This is a genomic window from Enterococcus sp. AZ167 (genome assembly GCF_051714025.1).
In the GTDB taxonomy this organism is placed as follows: Bacteria; Bacillota; Bacilli; order Lactobacillales; family Enterococcaceae; genus Enterococcus_D; species Enterococcus_D casseliflavus.
This window is the reverse complement of the sequence record NZ_JBIORB010000001.1, coordinates 179,061-202,489: the sequence shown is the minus strand read 5'-3', so window position 1 is coordinate 202,489 and position 23,429 is coordinate 179,061. Positions and strand designations below refer to the sequence as shown.

Annotated in this window: 17 protein-coding genes and 1 pseudogene; 2 read left to right on the top strand and 16 right to left on the bottom strand. The window is 42.1% G+C overall.

Annotated features, from left to right (window positions below; genetic code table 11):
• Positions 1-146: 146 nt before the first annotated feature.
• The 10 genes and pseudogenes from IGJ05_RS01005 to IGJ05_RS00960 form a co-directional block, all read right to left on the bottom strand.
• Entirely contained in the window at positions 147-1,583 is a 1,437-nt protein-coding gene (locus IGJ05_RS01005) for a flotillin family protein (RefSeq protein WP_015510006.1), read from the bottom strand.
• A gap of 13 nt (positions 1,584-1,596) precedes the next feature.
• Positions 1,597-2,022, bottom strand: a complete 426-nt coding sequence (locus IGJ05_RS01000) for a hypothetical protein (RefSeq protein ID WP_010749390.1) — start codon at positions 2,020-2,022, stop codon at positions 1,597-1,599.
• A gap of 119 nt (positions 2,023-2,141) precedes the next feature.
• The gene (trmFO, locus tag IGJ05_RS00995; RefSeq protein WP_005229622.1) at positions 2,142-3,443 is read right to left on the bottom strand and encodes an FADH(2)-oxidizing methylenetetrahydrofolate--tRNA-(uracil(54)-C(5))-methyltransferase TrmFO; all 1,302 of its coding nucleotides are present in this window, start codon (positions 3,441-3,443) and stop codon (positions 2,142-2,144) included.
• 151 nt (positions 3,444-3,594) lie between these two features.
• Entirely contained in the window at positions 3,595-5,673 is a 2,079-nt protein-coding gene (gene topA, locus IGJ05_RS00990; protein ID WP_266166564.1) for a type I DNA topoisomerase, read from the bottom strand.
• A gap of 142 nt (positions 5,674-5,815) precedes the next feature.
• Entirely contained in the window at positions 5,816-6,694 is an 879-nt protein-coding gene (gene dprA, locus IGJ05_RS00985; protein WP_266166563.1) for a DNA-processing protein DprA, read from the bottom strand.
• 68 nt (positions 6,695-6,762) lie between these two features.
• Complete coding sequence (locus tag IGJ05_RS00980) at positions 6,763-7,527, bottom strand: ribonuclease HII (protein WP_005229617.1); 765 nt, start codon at positions 7,525-7,527, stop codon at positions 6,763-6,765.
• Complete coding sequence (gene ylqF / locus IGJ05_RS00975) at positions 7,511-8,377, bottom strand: ribosome biogenesis GTPase YlqF (RefSeq protein ID WP_005229614.1); 867 nt, start codon at positions 8,375-8,377, stop codon at positions 7,511-7,513. Before ylqF ends, IGJ05_RS00980 begins: the two co-directional genes overlap by 17 nt.
• Before the next feature lie 420 nt (positions 8,378-8,797).
• Positions 8,798-9,694 (bottom strand): class C sortase, encoded by an 897-nt coding sequence (locus IGJ05_RS00970; protein ID WP_438724983.1) that lies wholly within the window; start codon positions 9,692-9,694, stop codon positions 8,798-8,800.
• 22 nt (positions 9,695-9,716) lie between these two features.
• A pseudogene (locus IGJ05_RS00965) lies at positions 9,717-11,584 on the bottom strand (SpaH/EbpB family LPXTG-anchored major pilin).
• A 64-nt stretch (positions 11,585-11,648) separates the two neighbouring features.
• Positions 11,649-15,224 carry a SpaA isopeptide-forming pilin-related protein gene (locus IGJ05_RS00960; RefSeq protein ID WP_438724982.1) on the bottom strand — a complete coding sequence of 1,192 codons (3,576 nt, stop codon included), beginning with the start codon at positions 15,222-15,224 and terminating at the stop codon, positions 11,649-11,651.
• Positions 15,225-15,544: 320 nt separating this feature from the next.
• On the opposite strand from IGJ05_RS00960, the gene IGJ05_RS00955 reads away from it, so the two are divergent.
• Both IGJ05_RS00955 and IGJ05_RS00950 read left to right on the top strand, forming a co-directional pair.
• Complete coding sequence (locus IGJ05_RS00955; RefSeq protein ID WP_010748508.1) at positions 15,545-16,732, top strand: IS110 family transposase; 1,188 nt, start codon at positions 15,545-15,547, stop codon at positions 16,730-16,732.
• 455 nt (positions 16,733-17,187) lie between these two features.
• Positions 17,188-18,681 (top strand): helix-turn-helix domain-containing protein, encoded by a 1,494-nt coding sequence (locus tag IGJ05_RS00950; protein WP_317756367.1) that lies wholly within the window; start codon positions 17,188-17,190, stop codon positions 18,679-18,681.
• A 128-nt stretch (positions 18,682-18,809) separates the two neighbouring features.
• On the opposite strand, the gene lepB is transcribed toward IGJ05_RS00950, so the two are convergent.
• The 6 genes from lepB to IGJ05_RS00920 form a co-directional block, all read right to left on the bottom strand.
• Positions 18,810-19,358: a signal peptidase I gene (gene lepB, locus IGJ05_RS00945; protein ID WP_005229602.1), complete on the bottom strand. Its 549-nt coding sequence runs from the start codon at positions 19,356-19,358 to the stop codon at positions 18,810-18,812.
• Between the two features lie 31 nt (positions 19,359-19,389).
• Entirely contained in the window at positions 19,390-20,832 is a 1,443-nt protein-coding gene (locus IGJ05_RS00940; protein ID WP_317756365.1) for a S41 family peptidase, read from the bottom strand.
• A gap of 68 nt (positions 20,833-20,900) precedes the next feature.
• The gene (locus IGJ05_RS00935) at positions 20,901-21,122 is read right to left on the bottom strand and encodes a YozE family protein (RefSeq protein WP_438724981.1); all 222 of its coding nucleotides are present in this window, start codon (positions 21,120-21,122) and stop codon (positions 20,901-20,903) included.
• The gene (gene msrA / locus IGJ05_RS00930; RefSeq protein ID WP_005229599.1) at positions 21,115-21,636 is read right to left on the bottom strand and encodes a peptide-methionine (S)-S-oxide reductase MsrA; all 522 of its coding nucleotides are present in this window, start codon (positions 21,634-21,636) and stop codon (positions 21,115-21,117) included. The genes IGJ05_RS00935 and msrA overlap by 8 nt, the downstream gene beginning before the upstream one ends.
• Positions 21,636-22,286, bottom strand: coding sequence for a YpmS family protein (locus tag IGJ05_RS00925; protein WP_005229598.1), 651 nt, complete (start codon positions 22,284-22,286; stop codon positions 21,636-21,638). Before IGJ05_RS00925 ends, msrA begins: the two co-directional genes overlap by 1 nt.
• A complete protein-coding gene (locus IGJ05_RS00920; RefSeq protein ID WP_266167315.1) occupies positions 22,283-23,269 on the bottom strand; it encodes an SGNH/GDSL hydrolase family protein in 987 nt (328 codons plus the stop codon). Before IGJ05_RS00920 ends, IGJ05_RS00925 begins: the two co-directional genes overlap by 4 nt.
• Between the last annotated feature and the right edge of the window lie 160 nt (positions 23,270-23,429).

Sequence of the window (23,429 nt, the reverse complement as noted above, 5' to 3'; positions counted from 1 at the left end):
AAGTTTAGACATAATTGTGAAAACTTTCTAAGAATCTTCGTAAGATTCTTATCATTCTTCAGAAAGATCACTCAAAAGAGCCATAAAAACGTACCCGTCCCTTTCTCAAAATAGAGAGGGACTGGTACGTTTCCATTTATTTCCTTTTATTCGATCCGCTCCGTTGTTGGCTGAGGCGAACCATTGCTTTGTGAAACAGCCTGAACTAGCTCTTTGTTTCCTTGTTTTGTGGACATGGTGTCATTGATCAACGCCACTAAGTCTAATCCGGTGGTTTCTTTGATCGTATCAAAGGTTCGAGCTAAGCCAGCTTCTCCCATTGATTGAAGCCCATCGTTGCCGCCAAAGCTGACCACTTTATCGATATTGCTAAGGGGTGCATTGACTTCTTTCGCAATTTCAGGTAGCACTTTGATAAATTCCATCAAAATACCAGCTTCGTTCAGCTTGGTCAAAGCGATCGCCATTTTTTCTCGGCTTTCCGCTTCGGCTTGACCGACTTTTGCGATTCGTTCCGCATCGGCACTACCTAATTTTTCAATTCGTTCCGCTTCCGCTTGTGCAGCTAATTTGACTTTTTCCGCTTCGGCTTGTGCTCGGGCGATTTCACGTGCTTTGTCTGCTAATGCGTTTTGTTCAACGACATATTTATCTGCTTCGGCTTTTTTACGGACAGTTGCATTCAATTCTTTTTCTGTCAATTCCGCTTGTTTCTCTTGAATCTCAATATTTTTTTCTTGCTCGATCAATTGTACTTTCATTTGCTCACCGACCGCGATTTGCTCTGCTTTCGCATCCGCAACTTCACGTTCTTGTTTGTACTGCGCTTGTTTCAACGCCATATCTTTTGTCGCTTCTGCGATTTCTGTTTGGCGACGGATCTCTTCATGCTGTGCCAACTGTTCATTCTCGGCTTGCTTGATCCGCGTTTCTCTTAAGGCATTGGATTCTGCTACTTCAGCATTCTTCTTCACTTCAGCAATCTGGGGACGCCCTAAAGCATCGAGGTACCCATTGCTGTCGCTAACGTCTTTGATCGTAAATGAAACGATCTCCAGCCCCATTTTTTTCAAATCCGTAGAGGCAACTTCTTGTACTTGTTCCGCAAAATCATCGCGGTTTTTGTAGATGGCTTCCACCGTCATCGTTCCTAGAATTGCCCGTAAGTGACCTTCTAAGACTTCTTGCGCTTCATCTTCCAGTTCACCAGTGGATTTGCCTAAATATTGTTCAGCGGCTGTCTTGATCGACTCGGTACTGTTGCCGACTTTCACTAATACCGTGGCACTGGCTTTGATCGGTACGCCTTGTTCTGTATAAACTTCTGGTGTCCCAATCTCTAACTTGTGGGTCAGTAAACTTAATTTATGTGCCTTTTGAACAATAGGAATCACAAACGTCCCACTGTTTTTTAAAATCTTGATGCCTTCTTTTCCTAAAAACGACCCCGTGACGATCAACGCTTCATCGGGTTTTCCGATTCGGTAGCGTATCATCAAAAAGGCGATCAATAAAACTACGAGGACAACGCCCCATAAAATCGGATTACTTAAAAAATCAACTGCTGATCCTGTATCCACCATAACCTAACACTTCCTATTCTATAAAATTTTTACTTTCAACCACCAACGCGATCCCTTTTTTATCAAAATCGACAATGATGACTTTGGTGCCGACTGGCAATCGAACATTGTTTTCACGATCTTCTTCTCGAAAAAAACGAGCAGGATAAACAGAACGTGCACCTTGACTCCCTATTTCCATGACTTCGCCGATTGTATCTCCGACAATCTTTTCCGTCAGTTCGCCGATCACAAACTCATTGCGGCTAATGACATTGCTGCGGTTTTTGTCTGTGATACGATTGTAGAGCCACATAAAGGGCCCCAACAGCAAACTAAATGCAACAAAGACAACGAAAATGACCCCGACCAAGAGGATCAGCCAACCTAAAAATTGGATCACTGTAGGAAAACGCTGTAAATAGTTTTGAATCAAATGAATCCATTCTCCGATCACCATCTTCACCACCTTCTGTCATTGTTACTGTCTATCATAAGTCACCTTGATTAAAGTTTCAAGACAAATTAAAAAAAAACTTTCTCACCAATTATCAGTAAGAAAGTTTTCGATCATCGTGCTTATAATTGTTCCTTGGCTTTTTCTAAAGCAGCTAACGCTCGATTTGCCAATGCTTCATAACGGGATTTCTTGTCTCTGATTCGCTCTGGAAGTTCTGGCAACAACCCAAAGTTTGCATTCATTGGTTGGAAGTGTTTGCCTTCAGCATGGGTGATATAATACGCCATACTACCAATCGTCGTTTCTTGTGGCATAATGATCGGTGCTTCGCCTTTTGCAAGTTTGGCAGCGTTGATGCCAGCCATCAACCCGCTGGCTGCACTTTCCACATACCCTTCGACCCCTGTCATTTGTCCAGCAAAAAAGAGGTCCTCACGTTTTTTCGATTGATAGGTTTGTTGCAAAAGCTCAGGTGAATTCATAAAACTATTCCGATGCATCACGCCATAGCGCACAAATTCAGCCTCTTCCAAGCCAGGGATCATCCGGAATACCCGTTTTTGTTCGCCCCATTTCAAATGTGTTTGAAAGCCAACGATGTTGTAAAGAGAAGCCGCCGCATTGTCTTGACGCAGCTGAATCACTGCGTAAGGACGCTTGCCAGTTTTCGGATCTTCTAACCCAACTGGTTTCATCGGACCAAACAACATGGTTTTCGGACCACGACCAGCCATGACTTCGATCGGCATACACCCTTCAAAGAATTTTTCTTTTTCGAATTCTTTCAAAGGAGCCACCTCTGCATTGACCAAGGCCTCACGAAACGCATAAAACTCCTCTTCATTCATCGGACAGTTCAGATAGGCTGCTTCACCTTTATCGTAACGAGATTTCAAATAAACTTTATCCATATTGATGGTTGATTTGTCAACGATTGGTGCTGCGGCATCATAGAAATAAAATCCTTCAGATCCGTTAAACGCTTGGATCGCTTTTGAGAGCGGTTCAGAAGTCAATGGACCTGTTGCGATCACAGTGATGCCTTCTGGAATTTCAGTGATCTCCTCTTCGATGACTGTAACTAAAGGATGCTCCTTGACACGTTTGGTGACCAACTCTGAAAAATCATCGCGATCCACAGCTAAGGCACCACCTGCTGGAACCGCTGTTTTGTCTGCAGAAGTGATAATCACTGAATCCAAGCGACGCATTTCTTCTTTCAAGACACCGACCGCATTCGTTAAATTGTTGCCTCGTAGTGAATTGGTACAAACAAGCTCGGCAAAATTATTTGTGTGATGGGCTTCTGTCGACTTCTTAGGACGCATTTCATAAAGATTTACTGCGACACCTGCTTGCGCTGCTTGCCACGCAGCCTCGCTTCCGGCTAAACCGGCACCAATAACATTGATTTCTTTCATAGTGCTCTCCTTTTATTTCAAAAGCTCGTCTCTTTTCATAAGAAACAGCTTGTATTAATCAAAAGGACCGGCGCTTTCTTTTGTCAGCCAACGATGAGGCTGACCGTTCAAGAGAATACGCCGATTCTTTTTTAACAGGATATCCTGCTAGTTATTTTTGCACATTTTCTTCATAGTCGCCTTTGACACAAACGACTTGTTTCCCGCCTTTGACTTTCTTTTCGACTAAATAATTATCACACTTCGGACAATTACGACCCACTGGTTTGTCCCAAGAAGTAAAGTCACATTCAGGGTAGCGGGTACAACCATAAAACAACCGGTTTTTCTTCGATTTGCGTTCAACGACTTGCCCTTGATGACAGACAGGGCACTCAACGCCGATTTCTTTCACGATTGGTTTTGTGTTGCGGCAATCTGGGAAATTACTGCAAGCATAAAACTTTCCGTAGCGGCCTAATTTGATCACCATCGGATGACCACAAAGATCGCAATCAAAGCCTGCAGGTTCATCTTTGATTTGAATTTTTTCGATACTTTCTTCTGCAGTTGTCAATTCTTTTTCAAATGGGCGATAAAACTGATCGACAACTTTGACCCATTCTTCTTTCCCAGCTTCAATGCTATCCAAGCTATTTTCCATTTCAGCAGTAAAATGCATATCAACAATTTGCGGGAAGAATTCCTCGATCAACGAATTGACGATCTCACCAAGTTCAGTTGGCTCAAAACGTTTTTGCGTCAGTTTCACATAATAACGCCGCTGAATGGTTTCTAACGTCGGTGCATAGGTTGAAGGACGACCCACACCGTTTTCCTCAAGGGTTTTGATCAACGTTGCTTCGCTGTAACGAGCAGGTGGTTGGGTGAAATGCTGTTTCGGTTCGATCGATACGGATTGAACGACATCTCCTTCGACTAACTCTGGCAAGATGTTCTCTTTGTCTTCTTTGCCATCATCGCGACCTTCCACATAGACCTGCATAAATCCTTTGAATTTGATCTTTGAACCATTGGCAATAAAGATGACACCATTTTGATCCAAAGTAACTTTCATCGTATCCAAAATAGCAGGCGTCATTTGACTAGCCACAAAGCGAGACCAGATCAAGCGATACAATTTTAATTGGTCTTTGTCTAAGAATTTCTCCATGGCTTCTGGCGTACGCAAAACACTGGTCGGTCTTACCGCTTCATGGGCATCCTGTGCCCCTTGTGCATTGGCGCGTTTTTTGCCACCGTGAGCGGAGAACTCTGACCCATAGGTGTTTTCGATAAATTCGGCTGCTTCCCCTTTGGCTGTGTCAGCGATTCGCGTCGAGTCGGTACGCATATAGGTAATCAAACCGACAGTCCCTTGTTTGCCAAGGGCGATCCCTTCATAGAGCTGCTGTGCGACCATCATGGTTTTCCGTGTTCGAAAATTCAGTTTGCGGGCTGCTTCTTGTTGCAAACTACTGGTGGTAAATGGTGCAGATGGATTCCGTTTGCGTTCTTTCTTTTCAACCTTTGTCACTTGAAAGTCTTTACCAGAAAGGCGATCGGTGACTTCTTTAATACTTTCAGCATTCGGTAATTTTTTCTTTTTGCCATCTAAGCCCCAAAAATTGGCTTTGAATTTCTTCGTGGCTTTTTTAAAGTTTCCATCAATGCTCCAATATTCTTCAGGAACAAAATCACGGATCTCTTTTTCACGATCAATAATGATCTTAAGCGCCACCGATTGAACACGTCCAGCACTTAACCCTTTTTTGACTTTGCGCCAAAGGATCGGACTCAATGAATACCCGACTAATCGGTCTAAGATCCGCCGTGCTTGTTGAGCATCGACGAGATCCACATCGATCGTTCTTGGCTCTTTGAAGGCTGCTTTGACCGCATCTTTAGTGATTTCATTAAAGACGACACGATTTTTATCTTTTAAATCTAGTCCAAGTAGAAAAGCTAAATGCCAAGCAATGGCTTCTCCTTCTCTATCCGGGTCACTTGCGAGGTAGACTTTTTCAGCTTTTTTCGCAGCAGAACGGAGACTTTTGATCACGTCACCTTTTCCACGGATCGAAATGTAATGAGGCTCATAATCATTTTCGACATCGATCCCCATCTTACTTTTAGGGAGATCACGAATATGACCGACACTTGCGACGACTTTGTAATTTCGTCCAAGGTATTTTTCAATGGTTTTCGCCTTTGCTGGCGATTCCACGATTACTAAATATTTATATGCCATATAAAGAATGGCTCCTTCCTGAATTTTTCCTACTATTATATTCTATCAATCAGTGAACCTATCGTATGCAGATGAAACATACAAATCGTAGCTTATCATAGCTTTCAAGAAAAGGTTTGTCAAGGAAGGTTGATTGGAAAAATCAAAAAAAGGCTAACTCTTGTAAAATATCCGACACGCTAATCGTACATTTTGCACCATCTTGAATCAAGCGGTGACAACCTTTTGACTGATCCGAAATCATTTCACCAGGCACTGCAAAAACTTCTCGTCCGTTTTCCATCGCTAACTGTGCCGTAATCAAAGAACCGCTTCTTTCCTTGGCTTCAATTACGCAGACCCCTTTTGAGATCCCAGCAATAATGCGATTGCGCAGCGGAAAGTGGTATCTTTGCGGTTTGGTATCGTGGGGATATTCGCTTAGCACCAGATGTTCTTGACGGATCTGCTGGAACAAACGGTAGGAAGATGACGGATAACAATGGTCCATCCCAGAAGCAATCACAGCAATGGTTTGTCCACGATTTCTGATGGCTGATTCATGGGCAAAGCTGTCGACACCATTGGCCAATCCGCTAACGATGGTATAATTTTCCGTCACTAGAGGTGGAATCAGCTTTTCGCAAACTTTTCGTGCGTATAAGGACGCCGTTCTTGCACCAACAAAGCCAATCATGGTCGTTTGTAGCAATTGCAGATTCCCTTCATAAAAAAGCATCAATGGCGGGTCCGCGATTTGTCGTAAAAGCATCGGATACTCCGCCGAGAAGAAAGTGAGGTAGTTTTGTGCGCCCATCTTTTGTGCGATGTGTTCGTCCGTCAATCGCTCCCATGATCGCCGAAAAACCGTACGGTGCTGTGGAAGGACCCCGATGGCAATCATCTCTTCCAGCGAACAATTCATCTCTTTTGTTTCCAACCAATGCCAAATGATCTTCCAACAACCTTGCAGACCAATTCCCTGACAGTAGTACAGTTTTATCAACTGTTTTTCAAAATCTGTTGCTTGTTGATACTTCATAAACAAAGCCCTCTTTTCTTAGTAATCTTACTTATAAGATTCGCTAAAAAAAGAGGGATGGATGAAATTTATAGATATTGTTTTACTGGCGCAAATGTTTTTCGATGAATAGGACAGATTCCGTGGGCAGCTAGCCCTTCTAAATGGACTTTGGTTCCATACCCAGCATTTTGATCAAACCCATAAAAAGGATAGACTTCATGAAAATCTTTCATTAAGTTGTCTCGATATACCTTGGCGATGATACTTGCTGCGGCAATGGAAATGGAACGGGCATCTCCTTTGATCAAGCTTTGTTGAGGGATTTCCGTATCGATCGTCATCGCATCGATCAGTAAATACTCGGGCTTGACTGCTAAGTCGATCAAGGCTTCTTTCATTGCTAGACGACTGGCTTGATAGATATTGATCCGATCGATCTCTTCTGGACTGACCACACCGATACCGACAGCAACGGCTTTGTTTTGAATTTCGATAAACAGCTCTTCTCTTTTCTTGGCAGAAAGCTGTTTGGAATCATTTAGACCTAAGATCTGACATTCCTTAGGCAAGATGACCGCAGCTGACACAACGGGTCCTGCTAATGGTCCGCGCCCCACTTCATCTAAACCAGCAATAAAACGGGCGCCTTGCTGAAATGCTTCGTTTTCAAAACGCATCATTTCTTCGTATTTTTCCTGCAATAGCTGGTGTTTCACTCGCTGTTTCTCATATTGTTGCAGCAGCTTTTGGACCCCCGCTCGTTCATCTGCTTGCAGCGCCTGCAAATACGCTTGGTCATTGAAAGCTGGATCAAATAATCGCTCTTTGATTGTCTTAATCGGTTGTTTCATCTTGGCTTTCCATTTCCTCCACTCGATCTAGTGTATATCGGCCCAATTTCCCTTGCCGAATGTCGAAGACAACGAGTTCGCTTCCTCGATCGTAATTGTCTTTATAGCCACGTTTTTCCGTGATTTTCATCAACAGATCGGGCGCTAACAACGCCTCTTCTTCCGCTTTTAGTTGGTAACGATTCGCGATTCTTTCAGGATAATAGCGGGCAAAAAAATCAAGACCATACAATGCAATATCATCCAAATGGATCAGCTGGTCTTTGATCGCTCCGGTCAATGCCAACTTCTTGCCGATCTCAGGATCTTCAAATTTTGGCCATAAGATCCCAGGCGTATCTAGAAGCTCTAGATCAGTCCCAAAACGCAGCCATTGCTGCCCTTTCGTCACGCCGGGTTTATTGCCCGTCTGAGCGATTTTCTTCCCTACTAAGCGGTTCATCAAGGTCGATTTTCCGACATTCGGGATGCCGATCACCATTGCTCGAATCGCACGAGGCTTCAAGCCTCTCGCTTTGTCGCGAGCAATTTTTTCCTTCAAGACTTGTTTTGCTGTAGGAACAATGGCTTTAACCCCTTGATTGTCTTGGGCGTTGATTGCCAGTGCTAGATAGCCTTGTGCTTGGAAATAATGCTCCCATTTTTTGGTTTGAACGGGATCTGCGAGATCCGCTTTATTGATCAAGATCAATCGTGGTTTTTGTTGTAATAATTGATCTAACATCGGATTGCGGGATGAAATCGGCAAGCGTGCGTCCACGAGTTCAAAAACGATATCCACGAACTTTAATTTTTCACTTACTTCACGTCTGGCTTTCGCCATATGGCCTGGAAACCATTGAATGGTCATTTGAACGTTTTCCTCCTTGGTACTTCTTCGAATTGATAAAAAAGACAGTCGTTTTTATATTCGTGTAGTCTATAGGTGACAAGAACGAAGGCTACTTGCTTTTTTTGAGTCTGAGAAACCCAGCAGTGCAGCAAACTAGCTGAACTGTTTGCGGATCAAGGTTCTTTTTCCAACCTGATGCATAGGAAAAGCTTCGAGCGCGTTTGTTTCAACGCTCCTTGACTTTTAATTTTGGGGAAGTGGTTGAATGAAGCATCCTTACCGCTTTATTTTGGTTTTTCCTAACACACTCACAATAGTCTGACTGCTTTTTTGCTATCTTTTATCTTAGTTATTGTACCATATTTCACACGACATGTTTCATTCTGACTAAGGTTAAAAAGTCATTTTCTTCTACTTAGTGAGAAAAACGAACGATCCTTACTTTTCATCAATGGAAGTATTCGAATGAAGACGTTTTTTCCGCTGAATCCTGTTACTAATCAACAAGAGGAGGATAAGAACAGTGATCACGCCTAGCATCAATCCTACTTTTTGCTGCTGTGCTTTTTTGGCGGCGGCTGTTTCTTTTTCTTCAACATAAGGAATTCTTTTGCCCCGTACCAATAAACGATGGCTATTGACCATATAGGGGGTACAGGTCAACAGCGTGACGTAATCGCTGCCTTTCACAATTTTTAATGCCTGAGTATCATCAGGGTCGACCGTTTTTATCTGATCTACTTGATACGCCAATGTATCATCAAACGTTTCGATATAAAACTCATCACCGATCTGCAGCTTAGGCAGATCAGTAAAGAGCGTTGCACTCGTTAACCCACGGTGCCCACAAAGAACCGCATGGGTATCTTCACCACCTATTGGATACGAAGCGCCCTCCAATAATGTTGCGTCTCTTTTTAACAACGTATCGGTGGTTTGATCAAAAATCGGGAGAGCGACACCAATTACGGGGATATTTAAAACGCCGATCGTATGTCGTTCATAGTAATCAGGTGTATCAACTGATTCTGAGTCCCTTGTTTCTGATAAATCTTGCGTTTCTTTGATTCCAGGATTGCTGGGCTGCTGTGCCAGCTCTTGATTTGCTCGTTCCAACTGGTTCCTTTTTTGTTGTTTTTCTATTTCACTCATTTTTTTGGCTTGGCTCTGGTAGAAACTGATCAACTGTTGATCCAAAAACGTGTTGAGCTGATTACTTACAAAAGGATAACTGATGATCAAAACCCCTAGCAGCAGCAGAACACCCATCAGAAAATCCAATAAAGTTACTTTTCTAGTTGGTGCTTTTGCGCCATTTCTTCGTCTGATACTCATCGTGCTTTTTCATCTCATTTACTTACCCTTTCCGTTTTACAAAATAACCCCTGCTAAACCAACGATCACCACTCTGATTGCGCCCATTAGATACGTGCCGACACCACCAGTTGCTGGTAAGGTTCCTTTGCGGCGGTTAGGAACTTTTTCGGGCTCTCCCAATTGCTCTTTCGTTCCATAAGACGTTTCATGGACTTCAAAAGCGATGCGATTTGTTAGCAGCACGTAATTTTTCGGTGCTTTTACTTCTTCCAAATAGTACGTGCCAAATTTCAACCCGATGATATCAACCAATCCATCTGTTCCTGTGGTAAATTTCGTCGCTTAATCCGCTGTTTGCACCCAAGATACCTGTTTGGTTCCCTCTTCGATTTTCAAGTAGTTGGCATCATCACGGTCTTGATCCCGTACAACAAAAACTGCATCTGCCAGCGCTTCGGTAGCGGTCACAGCCCCATCGACTTTTAAGAAGCGTTTGCCCCCTGTCAAAACTTCCACGCTTGGCGGCGTTTGATCCGTCATGAAATCTGTTTCTACATTTGCTTCATTCTTAAAGCCATTGATAGGCATAGCCTGTTCATTTAAATACATATAATACACAAAGCGCAATTGATTTCCCGGCGTTAGTTGCGGCACAAATTCTGGATTGATGATTACCGTAAAGCCATGCTCTTTTTCCGCTACTTGATAGTTCGTTGAATCGATTTTCTTTTCTCCATCATACAACGCATAGCCAGTTTCTCCCTCTGCTGTGTTTTCAAAAGTCAACGCTGGATCGTGCGCATCGATCAATTGGAAATGTTTGTATTTGTTTTCTGCTCCTACTTTGTCTTGGATACCTAATGGGATATTGACCGTTAGGTGATATTGAATTCTTTCGCCGATTCCCACGTCTTTGCCGTCTAATTGTGGTGTTGTTTTGGTAACATTTGTCGTGTCATTCTTGACTGTTAACTCAACCGTGACGTCATTGCCTGCTGCGATCGAAAAATCCTTGATGGTTTCTTGCTCGATCAAGGCGGCTTGACTTGGGGCTTTCGTTTCTTCTAATTGATAGGTGCCTGCTTCTAACTGCTCAACTTTTAACTGTCCTTTTTGGTTTTCTTCAACATCGATGGTCGTTTCTCCAGCAGCATATTGTTTACCTGTTAAAAAGCGGTACGCTGCTTGTTTGTCAGTCGTCCACGTATAAAGTCCATCGGCTGCACTTAAAATATATTTCTTGGTCTGTTGGTTTCCTTCTTGCTTTGAGATGACAAATTCCGCATCATTCAGTGGTTCGTTTTCCCCCGTTCCTCGTTTATTCACAAGGAGCGTTCCTTCATTTGTGACAGTATTTTTTGGATAAAGATGAATCGTGTCTAATTCTTCTTCCCCGTAAGCATACGACCCGTCTGCTTGTTGGATCATTTCGTAAACAGGAAAGGCGATCACCATGTTCTCAGCAGTGGTAACACCGTCTTTAGGGTCTTCTACAATGGTGTAAACTGCATCCCGATCGGCTTGTTTTTTCGGCAATTCAAAAACCAAATCACCGGCTGCATCTGTTTTCCCGCTAGCTACAGGGGAACCAGGCGTCAAGGTTTGGACTTGACGCTTCGCTTCTTCAACGGATGCCCCTGCAGATCGTTTTTCATAAAATGCTGTGGTCACATCATAGACAGAAAAAGTGACATCGGCTAAGCCTTGGTATTGATCAAACTCTGCCATCTCAGTCCCACTATTTTGAATCAATGAACCTGGCAGATTGACCATTTTCTTTTTATGCAGATGGACCTGTGCCAAATTGCTCTCTGCGGATACTTGCTGATTTTTCGTTCCAAAAAAGACAAATGGCAGAAGTAAAAATAGGAGACAAACCATTTTCGTATGATTAAAAATCTTTTTCATTGTTCTTTCCTCTCTTCTATGTTTGATATGTTTGATATTTTCGTTTATTTCACGAATGGTCAAACTACTTTAATGAAGGCTTATCTTTGCGCGTAACGTACAGATAGCTACCTGTTAAAAGGACTAGTAGACCTGCTGAAAGAATCGCCAGCCACCCATGCCAATTCCCTCCTGTTTCAGGAAGAGACACTTTTACTTGATTGGTGACGATCAATTCTATTTGATTGTTCTTTTCTCCAGAAACAAGAAGATTCGGCTGCAATTTTTCGTCAATCAAGACACTGCCATCCTCTTCGATCCTGATTTTCACAGGTGCTGTTAAACCAGTATAGCCTGTAGGCGTAACAATTTCTTCTAAGGTATAGCTGCCTGGTGTTAGATCATGGAAATGAAATACCGCTAGCGATTCTTGGGATTCTGGTAATTCTATCGTCTGACCGTTTCCGCTTAAGCGGAATTTGGCTCCCTCAAGCGCTTGTCCCAGTTCATCCTGTTTATTGACCACCAAATCAAAAGGTTTTAACTGATTGCCATGGGTAAGAGTCCAACAGTTGGCATCTGCAGCGACGTTTTCCCCTTGATACTGGATCTTTCCGTCTGAACCAACGACAAACTCATAATCACCAGCAATCGTATCGTATCCAAGCGGACCAGCTGTTTCTGAGATGCGATAAGCGCCCGGCTCAAGGATCGTAAATTCAGCCATCCCCACGTCATTCGATGTTTCTGAGGCAATTTCTTGATAATCCCCCGCTGCTGTTTTTTGTTGCAGAGAAAAGACAGCCCCAGCTAACAGTACTTGCTGCTCTTTTTGTACCGTATATTTTCGAATAGCAACTGGAATTTCTGTAAACGGATTGGTGATCTCCAGCGTAATCGTATGATCCTCCACTGTGACGGATTGCCCATCGATCGTCGTATTCCCTTGCGCATCGATATGAATTAGCCACTCTGTCTGCTTAGACAAATGATGTCCCGCCGGTGCAGTGACTTCCTCCAAACGATAGGTCTGATCTTTTTGCAACACAGTATCTGCTGGCAGCCCATACGTTCCATCCCCTTGATCCACAAGGGTCACTGTCTCCCCTGCCCCCGTTAATTCAAAAACGGCACCTGTCAGCTTCACCTCTCCTACAGCGGATTTTTTGATCAGGTTTAATGCCAAGGGCACAAACGCCTTTGTGTTTTTCCATGTATAAGCGTCCACTTTTGTCGCTTCATAACCTGCCACTGCTCGTTCATTTGTGACTTGATAATCAAAAGTTTCTCCTTGATTGTTATACAGCGGCAGTAAACGGGTTTCTTCGTACTCCGGCCCATCCTTTTCAGAAAGCGCGTAAACCTTGCTTCGTTCCCAAGTTGTCTGATCTTGGGCATCGGTCTCAGTAAGTTTGAGATACCCTGTTTGCCAGCTATTCTCATTGCTGACAGGACTCCTGCTTATTTCAAAATAGATCGTTTCGGGACGACTGGAGGTATCGCCATCGTATTCTTCCCAGTGCTTTTTGATCGTCACCTCCTTCCCAGGTGCTTTGGCGGATGGCACACCAAACAATGCCTTTTGATCGGACTGATGATTCGGATAAAATACCGTTTCGCCATTCATTTGATACCAAGTATCTGGTTTAAAATCCGCTGCTTCTGTTTGAATCCGCACTTGATAATGAATTTGCAGTTCTTGTCCTTCGCCTAAATAAAGACCAGAAGCATGGATTGTATTGTCAGACATCGAAATGTCAGGCTGCACCGTTAGAGCAGTCGACCCGACACTCTTGGCAGACAAGCTATTTTCTTCGTAGACAAATGGCTGCGAAATGGGGTCAGTAATCTCGCCATCGGTGACTGTTGCCGAAATGTGAAGGGCTTTTTTCTCGAGATAGTCGGCAATATCCGCTGCTTCATTCGCTGACTCATAATAAAGATGGCCGTCTTCATCAGCAGAAACCATCTGTCTCATTTTTTTCTCGACATCGGCCTTTGTATACCCAGCCGTTTGATCTCCTTGCAGTTGAATCCCCAACCCATGAATCTCGATACCACGTTCTTTTAACGCCATCGCTTCACCAATCGTGGCGATAAAGGTATTGTTGATCCATTTATAATTGTTCTGTTGATCAAACGCAAAATAGCCATTGTAGAGAAACGATGTATTCATCGGCTGGTCTTGAGTAAGAGAAAAGGCGGTTCCATAATAACTGCCGTCTGCCTGTGTATGCACTTTAGACACATGATAACTGTAAGTAGGAACGCCATCCGTTAGCAAAACGATGACTTTCTTATGTCCATTTTGCGTCGATAGCATATCCCCTGCTTGACGTAGCCCCCTTTGTGTAAAGGTTCCCCCAGCTGCTGTTTCTGGCGTCATCGATCGGATCGTCTCTTTGACTTCAGAAAATTTTCCTAATTGGCAGGTTTTGTTTTGATAATTGCTGCCATCACTGGAATAACCGACATAGCCCATGTAGACACTATCCTGAATGCCGCTTCCTTCAATTTGATTCAAAAAGCGATCCACGCCTTTTTTCACTTCTGTGATCCGTCCCATCTCATTCATACTGCCTGACCAATCCACTACCAACACGACATCGATGGGATCAATTTGACGTTGAACATTCCCTCGTACATTTAGGTAGACATCAAATAGTCCTGGGGTATTCGTCTCTTTGGCAAATTTTCGTAGCGCGAAATCTGCTTCGTCTCCTACACCACCATATTCAATATATGAATGGGTCAAATTTGCTGGATTGCCATTCCATGTAGTTATGCCGTCCCACGTTTCGCCTGCATCCTTGTTCCCCTGATGATTTAAGACGTTACTGTTTTCATCAGTTTTCCAGTTCGCCACAGGATACGTCCCGCTTTGGTCTGTCGTATAATCTGGTTCAATCGAAGCAAAAGCCTGTGAAACGGTCGTTTTTTGATAAAGATGTTCTTGTTTAAATGGTTCAATGAGCGTTTCCTCTTCAGAAGCACTTGTCGCTGTTCCTGTCTCGTTTGTCTCTTCCTTCGTTTCTTCGTTCGAAACTTCTTTTGAACTTTCAGTCGACGCTTGCTCCGAGGTCGACTCACTCACGGCTTCTGAAGAGGATCCAGTGCCAGAATTGACTTCTGACGTTTCTGAAGAAGCAGAATTTGTGGCAAGTGGGATTTCAAAAACTGATTCATTCAAAGACAGTAGGTTGTACGATTCTTCACGTTCCTTGTCATATTCTTCGATCTGAATCATCAATTTTAGCTTTTTCGTTTCTTCAGGCAGCTGAAAGATTAGTTCTTGTTCCGTTGGTGTTTGCAAGAAAGCTTGGGTTGTAAGCCAAGACTGTGCGGAATCATCCTTGACTTGAGTCATCTCTTCATTGCTTGTTTTTAATAACGACTGTTCCTTCGTTTCATCGATCGCGTATAGTTGTACCCAGAGACGCTGCTGTTTGTTTTTTTGCGGTAGTTGATAGCATAAAGAAAATTGATGGTCCTTTTGGTGACCAGTCAGTTTGATCTGCTTCGTTTCAGCAATAGTGATCGTATGTTCTTCTTGTGCACTTGCAGTCCCGTTTGTTTGCAAACTCGAATAAATGAAAAATAGTATCCCCCCTAACCTACAGAAAATGAAAGAGAACCAGTGGTGTCTCTTTGTCAAAAACATAAAAAGACCTCCTTGTATATTAGAGTTAGGGTTTTAACCTTCCGGTTTTGATTGGATAACCCTATGAACCATCGTTATTTTAATTTGGTATTAACTCATTCATTTTGAGATAATATATTTATTGGATTGAGAGGCTATGCCGTTGCCTCTTTGAGTTTTGAAGCTCGTAATCGAAAGACTGGCACCTCTCTCTGATAAGTGGATTACGTATGAGTTAGATGTTGAAAGTTTTTGCTTTACTCCGTATCTCGTACAAGGTAGTGACGCTTTTCAGTTGAGCGGGTTTCAATCCAAAATATTTTTTTAGAAAGGTCAAATGTATGTACTTCTTAGGAATTGATATCGGCAAGCGAACTCACGTGGCTTCTTTAATGAGTGAAGAAGGTAAAGTGATCCTAAAAGGTTTTTCTTTCCCTAACACTACTGAAGGAGCTGATTCCCTGATTGAGCGGCTTTCAAAATATTCAGAGACTCCCGCTGACTTTATTGTCGGAATGGAAGCTACGGGTCATTATTGGCTCTCCATCTTTTCATACCTCCACGAATCAGACTTTTTGATTCACGTTGTGAATCCTCTTCAAACCGATGGCTGGCGCAAAGGAACAGAAATCAGAAAACGAAAAAATGATATTATTGATTCTGTTTTGATTGCTGACTTGATGCGTTATGGTTCCTTTGTAGAAACAGTATTGTCTGATGAAAATGTTTTTTCGTTAAAACAACTTTCACGTTACCGAACCTATTTAGTAGGTACCGCAAGCGACTTCAAACGAAAAATCATAGCTGTACTAGATCAAGTGTTTCCTGAATATGCATCAATTTTTTCTAAACAAGGTATTTTCGGAAAAGCGTCTAAAGAGTTATTGCTTGAGTTTAGTTCTCCTATAGAGCTAGAAGAAATTTCGGCAGAAACGTTGGCTCAATACTTAGCTGAGTTAAGCAGGAACCGAATAAAGCCAGAGAAAGCAGATCAATTGAAGCAAGCAGCTTCTAACTCCTTTGGAGTGAAATTTGCTCAAGAAGCTTTTACATTTCAATTACGCTCCATGATTGAACAATTGAAATTCATCGAAAGCCAAGTAAAAGAAACTGAAAAAGAAATTAAGCGCATAATGAGTAATTTAGACTCTGTTATTCTCACAATCCCTGGAATCGGCCCTATAAATGGCGCGACAATTCTTGGTGAAATTGGAGACATTCGCAAATTTTCTAATCCGAAAAAACTGGTTGCTTATGCTGGCATAGACGCGTCTGTGTCCCAATCTGGGCAATACGAAGCAACACATAATGTTATGAGCAAGCGTGGATCTCCATACTTACGAAAAGCCTTGTTTTCAGCTGCTCTAGTTGCTTCTCAATGTGATCCTGTTTTTCGCGCGTTTTATCAGAAAAAAATTTCTGAGGGAAAGCATCATCTGACGGCCTTAGGTGCTGTTTCTCGTAAGCTTTGTTATGTGATTCATGCTATTTTAACTAAAAATGAACCTTATAAGATTGTTTCCGATTAGCTATTGAACAATCAAAAAAATCTAATAGTGAAAGGTCTATTTGTTGTACTCATTTTTTGGACTTAACTGTTATAAAATATTTTTTTGATTTAGCTAATTTTCACTTGACTCTATATAGTTAGTCTTTCAAAGAATCAAAAATTACAAGCTGATCATACAAGAAAGAAGCAAAAGACACCTCTTTTTTTTATTTTCTGAAAAATAGAACTAATTGGCACACCTGTAGTTATTCATAAGAAAAAAAAGTTGGTTATTTTAAAGTTAATTCATTATCGATATGTTATTTAATAATGTAAAAAAACTATCGTTTTTCACCTGCGATTTCTATTTTTGTTCTTTATGAGACAGTTCTATGAAAAATTTGTCTCAATTTTTCTAAAAAAAAGCAAAAGTTTTGAGACGTGTCTTTACACCGTTATATAAATACGTTATTAATAAAACAAGAAGGTGATCATTTGATTGAAAAAATACTCTTAGATACCCGAGCGTTAGACAAAATCGGACTCTACGGAAAACTATTATCAATTGCTCCGGGTGAATACAACCTAGAGTTCGTGAAAAATCTGACCCACTTAAGTGCAACACGATTGAAAAGTTTACTTTCCTCGATCCAAATCGACTTGCAAAACCTCTCTCCAGTAAATCTTTCATTACATAAAAACACCCTGAATCTTCCTAAAAATTTGATTGAATACAACCAATATCAGCAATTTTTAGCGCAAGAAAGCATTTCTTACAAATTATTGTTAAGCATCTTGACCAATCAAGATGAAAGTTTACTGGCATTTTGCCAAAGAAACTATATCAGTCGTTCGACTTGCTTTCGGCAAACAAAGAAGCTGCAAGACCATTTGAAAGAATTCAACGTGACGTTAAATCAGTCCGCTATGGCAATTACAAGTTCGGAGATGGTGATTCGCATCTTATTGTTTAATTTTATCTGGCACATTTCTTTAGGAGATAGTTTGGCGAGGGCATTTGATCAAGAGATCGAAGAACTTTTTGTGACTTATGAAGGAACGAAGTACAAAAGCAAGTATGAGATTGGCAAAAAAGAAGCCTTGCTTCATTGCAAAATCTGTCTATTTCGTATCAAGAATGGTCACGCGACAAATCTTTATCAGTTAACGAACCAGTCCTTTATTCCCAGTGGTGAAAATCTTGATTTCTTTTCAGCGTTTTTTGAAATCATTGATTCAGCGATAGATATTCTTGAGATCAATGCTTTGTTTTTCCTTTTTTATTACTGGCCGATGCTAACTTCAGCGGCAGACGTGCGCCTTCCGATCATTCAAGACTGTTACAAGCATGAAAAATCGGAGTTAAAGGAACTGATGGCTGAATTTGAAGCACACTGCCAAAAATTTCTCTGTGATTTTGATTTCGACCATCAATCGTTTCTTTATATGAATACATATCTTACATTGCTGAAGTTCTGCATATTCAAGCAAAAAGTCCCTCTTTTAAATTTTTTCGAAACAACTGTAATCAAAGATAAGTACCCATTACATACGATTTTGACAAATACGATTCAGAGTTTTTGGCGTAAAATAGCAAACCGCAAAGGCTACGAGTGGTTAAAAGCCTGTTATACGGATCTTGCTTTTTATCAAGCGTGTTTGCTTTACCCCATTTACATCGAAAAGGAACAGAAATATAAGCTTAAAGTTGCTTTTGTCTATGTATCCAATTACTTGGTCTCAATGGAAGTGTTTAATATATGTGAACGATTGCCCTATGTTGAAATTGAAAGGATCACGCTGCCCACAGAGGAACCCTTTGACTTTTATATTCTGAGTTCCCCACAGCTTTTACCTCCTTTTACAACCGAGGAGAACACTGCGATCATTGATTTTTGCCGCTACCGTGATTTTGAAACGAATCTATGTCAGAAACTCTTGGCTGCTTTTAATGAAAAAATACAAAGAATAACTGCCAATAGCGCCTAAGTCCACCCTTTTCTCGATACAAACCACATTCTTTTGAAAAGGGATCATTGCTATACAAAATCCCCCCTTGGAATCAACAGATGATTCCAAGGGGGGATGTTTATTAAGAACATTCTATTTTTCTCAATCTAAATCAGCCGAATATGAGTCAATGGATAATAAACAAAGCGGGCATTGCCTAAAATCGCATCGCCTGATATAGGACCAAAGGAGCGGCTATCTTTAGAGGCACGTCGATTATCACCAATGACAAAATAACTGTCTTTGCCTAATTTCTCCACGCCCAATAAAGATTCCAAATCAAAATCATTGGTATAAGAGGCAGACTCATGATCGTTGCTGCGGTTTTTCACTAGAAAATCTTCATCTACCGGTTCATCATCAATGTAAAGCTGATCATTGACATATTTCACCGACTCACCCGGCAAGCCAATCACCCGCTTGATATAGGTCGAACCATCTGGCAGCTGGAAAACAACGACATCAAAACGCTGGATCGGTGAAATCTTTTCGATGACTACCATATCTCCTTGTTGCAACGTTCCTTCCATGGAGTTCCCTTCAACAGGAACCGGAATCAGTAAAAATGCCCGAATCAAGAAGGCTGTTGCAAAGGCGATCAAGGCATATTTTACGACTAGCCAAAAACGATCGATCCACTGTTTCTTGGCATTCACAAATCTACCTCCTCTCCGATTTATTCCTTACTTATTTTTCTGAAAGCAAGGACAGTGCTTTTAAGTACGCTGGGTCCTCTGCTTTGAGTTTTTCTGCTACTTCTTTTTCAATTGCTTGGGCAGTGTCGGCATCGACTTCACCAGTTGCCTTTAGGTTATGAGCTTCTTGGAAGGCTTTCACAGCTGCAGTCGTCTCGTCATTGAAGGTATCGCCGCTCGTGGCGTACCCTAACGCTTTAAGAAATTGATTCAGATTGTTGACAGCCGTTGACGATTGTCCAGCTTTTAAGGCATTATCACGAGGTAATGGCGGGAAATACGCATATTCTGGATAATCCTCTTCATAGTCTGGCATCACACCTTGATCGTTGACCCAATTTTCATTCGGTGTCAGCCATTTCATGACTGTCATTTTTAATTCACTATTATCCCCCAGATCCTTCACATTTTGAACGGTCCCCTTACCAAAGGTTTCCGTACCAACAACTGGGATATCCGCTGATTCTTGCAAGGCTGCGGCAAAAATCTCAGCTGCGGAGGCACTGCCACCGTCGACTAAAACAACGACTGGCTCTGTGACTTTGAATCCTTCATCCAATGCTTCGCTCGCTTTGGTCTCACTGACAACCCCTTGATTGTTGGCAAACTTCACGATCGTTTGGCCGTTTTCTAAAAACATACTTGCCATGATCTGGACTTGATCCAGCAATCCACCAGGATTTTGTCTTAGATCAAGAACAAACGATTTCGCACCGTCTTCCCGCAACTCGGTGATCGTTTCTTTCAACTCAGCTGCTGTGTTTTCGGCAAAGGAGGTAATATCAATTCGACCGATCGTATCATCATTTTCAACCAGTTCACCATGGACCGTTTCGATTGGGATCACGTCCCGAGTGATTTCCACATCAAAGGTATCTGCTCCACGCTGAATCGTTAAGGTCACCTGCGTGCCTTTTTCCCCTCGAATCTTACTCACGACTTCAGACAATTCCTGTCCTTGCGTATCTTCCCCATCGACTTTGACGATTCGATCATTCATGCGCAGACCACTTTTTTCTGCAGGGGTGTTTTTGATTGGCGCTTGTGCGACCTCGGGATAGTCTTCCACGATCGACAAAGTAGCACCGATCCCTTCAAAACTTCCTGAGAGGGACTGATCCAAGTTATCCGCATCTGATTGGTTTAGATACGTCGTGTAAGGATCGTCAAGCGCATCGGTCATCCCTTGAAGAGCACCCTCAATCAATGCATCCTCATCGACTTCTTGGTAATAATTCGCAAGGATCTGGTCATACAACGACTGGATTTTCTCCATCCCGCTGGCTTCTGTCGTCGTTTCTGTCGTCGTTTCTGTCGCCGGCTGTGTCGTCTGCCGATTTTGCTGGGCTGTTTGCCATAAGTAGACACCGCCTCCCGACAAAATCGCGACACAGACAAGAGAAACGATATATCGGCTTGTCGTTACATTTTTCATTCACAACACCTCTCTGAGAAAAAACAACTTCGTTCTGAGCATTTATGCAGGCAAAACGAAGGACGTTTTTATTTGTTATTTTCGAGATACTCTGCCCAGATACGATCAAAAATATCCATGGATGGCAAATAATCAACGTTTAGTTCCAGATAAGAAGAGACTTCATCATACTCATCACTGTGCTTTGGAAACTGAATATCATGACTCGCATGAGTGGCAAAGATCTGAGCCTCATCAGTATGACTCGGACCTTTGACTGCCATTAAATAGCTATAAAAACTTTTACGCATGTTCTTGCTCCCAATGATCTTCTAAAAAGGCTGCTCGACGAGCATGATTGCGAGCAAAATTTTCAGGATTCTTTTTGTAGTACTCTTGATGTTCTTCTTCCGCTAAATAAAAGGGTTGCGCTGGTTCGATCGTAGTCACGATCGGATCGGTAAAGCGACCGGAAGCCTGAAGTGCTGCTTTGCTGGCTTCGGCTTTTTTTCGCTGCTCTTCGTTAAAATAGAAGATAACCGGACGATAATTGTCGCCGCGATCTTCAAATTGGCCAAAAGCATCGGTTGGATCTGTTTGCTGCCAATAAATCGTCAAGAGCTCCTCAAAACTGATTTTTTCTGGGTCGAAAATGATTTCTACTGCTTCGGTATGCCCTGTTTGATGGCTTTTGACTTCTTCATAGGTTGGATTTTCGGTATGTCCTGCGGTATAGCCAGAAAAAATCGAATGCACCCCTTCGAGTTCATCAAAGGGCTGGATCATACACCAGAAACACCCACCTGCAAAAATTGCTCGTTCCATTATTCATCCTCCGTTTCAGCTGGTAAATATAAGCTCATTTGAATTTCATCATCTACAAGATTGATTTTGTTTGCCTTGATGAACAATCCGTTTTGCATGCGGAATTGATCCAATCGTATCAGTATAATTTGTTCATCGGCATTGACATCGATCCATTCGGGAAATTTAAAACTACGTTTGATCATTTTCATTACTTCACTGGTGGGCAAATCCAAGGTGCCAATCGATAAACTTTTGGCTTTTAATTGGACATTGCCTTCTTCTGTCACATAAGGATCAAAATAGAGATAAAACGTGATAGGAAACCCTAATACTTGAAACTCGCCTGTTAAGAGTGCTTCGTTTCTCAGCTCAAAATTATATTTTACCTCTTGATCCTTTTGAAAATCAGATAGATAAAAATCAATCAATTGATTGACTTGGCTTTTGTTGCTGTTAACGGTCAGAACAGGACTGCCCTCCCGTTGAACAAGTTCAGCACTTTCATTTAAGCCAGTTTCTCGCTGCTGAAAAATTCTTGAAGCAAAGAAAACCGTTGTCCCCAAAAGGATCCCGACCAGAACTAGAAAAGCAATTTTCCAGTAGTTGATCGATTTTTTAGTGCTTGCAGCTGTTTTTTCCAGCTGCTTCTTTGATTCGCTTGGTTTCATTTTGCTTCCTCCTCTAGCAACCAATAGTTTTGTGTTTTGATCACTTCATCGCGAACGGCATTCGCCATCAGTTGATACCCAAGATTATTGGGATGGAAGCGGTCGCCTTCATACAAAACATTGTTGGTGATATTATTCCCGACAGCTTGCGATGAGTCGGTAGTCGCCGACGTGCTGCTTTGTGTCTCATCAGCATTTGGCGCCGATGACTCAGGTACACTTCCAGTGTCGGTTGTTTGTGTTGTTTCCTCAGTTGCGTCTTCTTCTGTATCCGCAATACCGACCTCATCACTTAACCCTTTATAGAGCAAATCGTTGATAGGAATAAAAAAGGCATTTTCTTGCTGATTGACGAACGTTTCCGTCTGTTTATTCCAGTTATCAATGATCGTCTGCATGTCGGTGATCTCTGGAAAGTTCAGATAAAATGGATTGTAAATACCCAAAACATAGATTGGGGCATCGCTATTTAGTTCACGGATTTGAGCGAATAAATCTTTTAAGCGTTCATTATATTCTGCCATCGGTTCCGTAAACGTCTCGATACTCAGACCGAAGAAATTGCTTTGGATCACTTTTAAGACGTCATTTCCGCCGACGGTCAAAGTAATCAGGTCCGCTTGACTAAGGTCTTGGCGCAAGTCTTCATCATTTTTGACTCGTTTTAAAATCTGGTCGCTTCGTTCACCAGCGACCCCATAATTTTTGGTTACTAAATTGCTCAGATCATAGCGGTCCTCTAGATCTCCTGCCAAAATAGGCACAAAGCCGCCCCGAGCTGTTTCATCTCCAACACCCTCTGTCAATGAATCCCCAAGTGCGAGGTATTCAATGGCGGATTTTTTCGAATCATTGGCTGCTAGCTTATCCACAGGGGTCAGCAGTGGTTGCGCTTTGGGAACAGCTAAATGAAACAGTACACCCGTTCCAACGGCTATCAGTCCCACAACGATCAAATAAGTTACTAATTTCTTCCATTTCACAGGTATTCAAACTCCTTTGTAATCTTTGCTATTTTAACAAAATTCTCATAAAATTCCTAGTCGCAATCCTTCAAACTTAAGAAAGAAAACAGCTCCCTACTCTCTGAATAAACAAAGAATCGCAGCTTCATTCTGCTTTTTCTTCCTTTCAGCTTTTCAT

What these genes read in the sequence shown, in the direction of transcription:
- topA (WP_266166564.1), bottom strand. Translation starts at nt 5,673, where the DNA reads ATGGCATATAAATATTTAGTAATCGTGGAATCGCCAGCAAAGGCGAAA.
- IGJ05_RS01005 (WP_015510006.1), bottom strand. Translation starts at nt 1,583, where the DNA reads ATGGTGGATACAGGATCAGCAGTTGATTTTTTAAGTAATCCGATTTTA.
- IGJ05_RS00925 (WP_005229598.1), bottom strand. Translation starts at nt 22,286, where the DNA reads ATGAAACCAAGCGAATCAAAGAAGCAGCTGGAAAAAACAGCTGCAAGC.
- IGJ05_RS00970 (WP_438724983.1), bottom strand. Translation starts at nt 9,694, where the DNA reads ATGAGTATCAGACGAAGAAATGGCGCAAAAGCACCAACTAGAAAAGTA.
- ylqF (WP_005229614.1), bottom strand. Translation starts at nt 8,377, where the DNA reads ATGACCATTCAATGGTTTCCAGGCCATATGGCGAAAGCCAGACGTGAA.
- msrA (WP_005229599.1), bottom strand. Translation starts at nt 21,636, where the DNA reads ATGGAACGAGCAATTTTTGCAGGTGGGTGTTTCTGGTGTATGATCCAG.
- trmFO (WP_005229622.1), bottom strand. Translation starts at nt 3,443, where the DNA reads ATGAAAGAAATCAATGTTATTGGTGCCGGTTTAGCCGGAAGCGAGGCT.
- IGJ05_RS00940 (WP_317756365.1), bottom strand. Translation starts at nt 20,832, where the DNA reads ATGAAAAATGTAACGACAAGCCGATATATCGTTTCTCTTGTCTGTGTC.
- IGJ05_RS00935 (WP_438724981.1), bottom strand. Translation starts at nt 21,122, where the DNA reads ATGCGTAAAAGTTTTTATAGCTATTTAATGGCAGTCAAAGGTCCGAGT.
- dprA (WP_266166563.1), bottom strand. Translation starts at nt 6,694, where the DNA reads ATGAAGTATCAACAAGCAACAGATTTTGAAAAACAGTTGATAAAACTG.
- IGJ05_RS00955 (WP_010748508.1), top strand. Translation starts at nt 15,545, where the DNA reads ATGTACTTCTTAGGAATTGATATCGGCAAGCGAACTCACGTGGCTTCT.
- IGJ05_RS00980 (WP_005229617.1), bottom strand. Translation starts at nt 7,527, where the DNA reads ATGAAACAACCGATTAAGACAATCAAAGAGCGATTATTTGATCCAGCT.
- IGJ05_RS00960 (WP_438724982.1), bottom strand. Translation starts at nt 15,224, where the DNA reads ATGTTTTTGACAAAGAGACACCACTGGTTCTCTTTCATTTTCTGTAGG.
- IGJ05_RS01000 (WP_010749390.1), bottom strand. Translation starts at nt 2,022, where the DNA reads ATGGTGATCGGAGAATGGATTCATTTGATTCAAAACTATTTACAGCGT.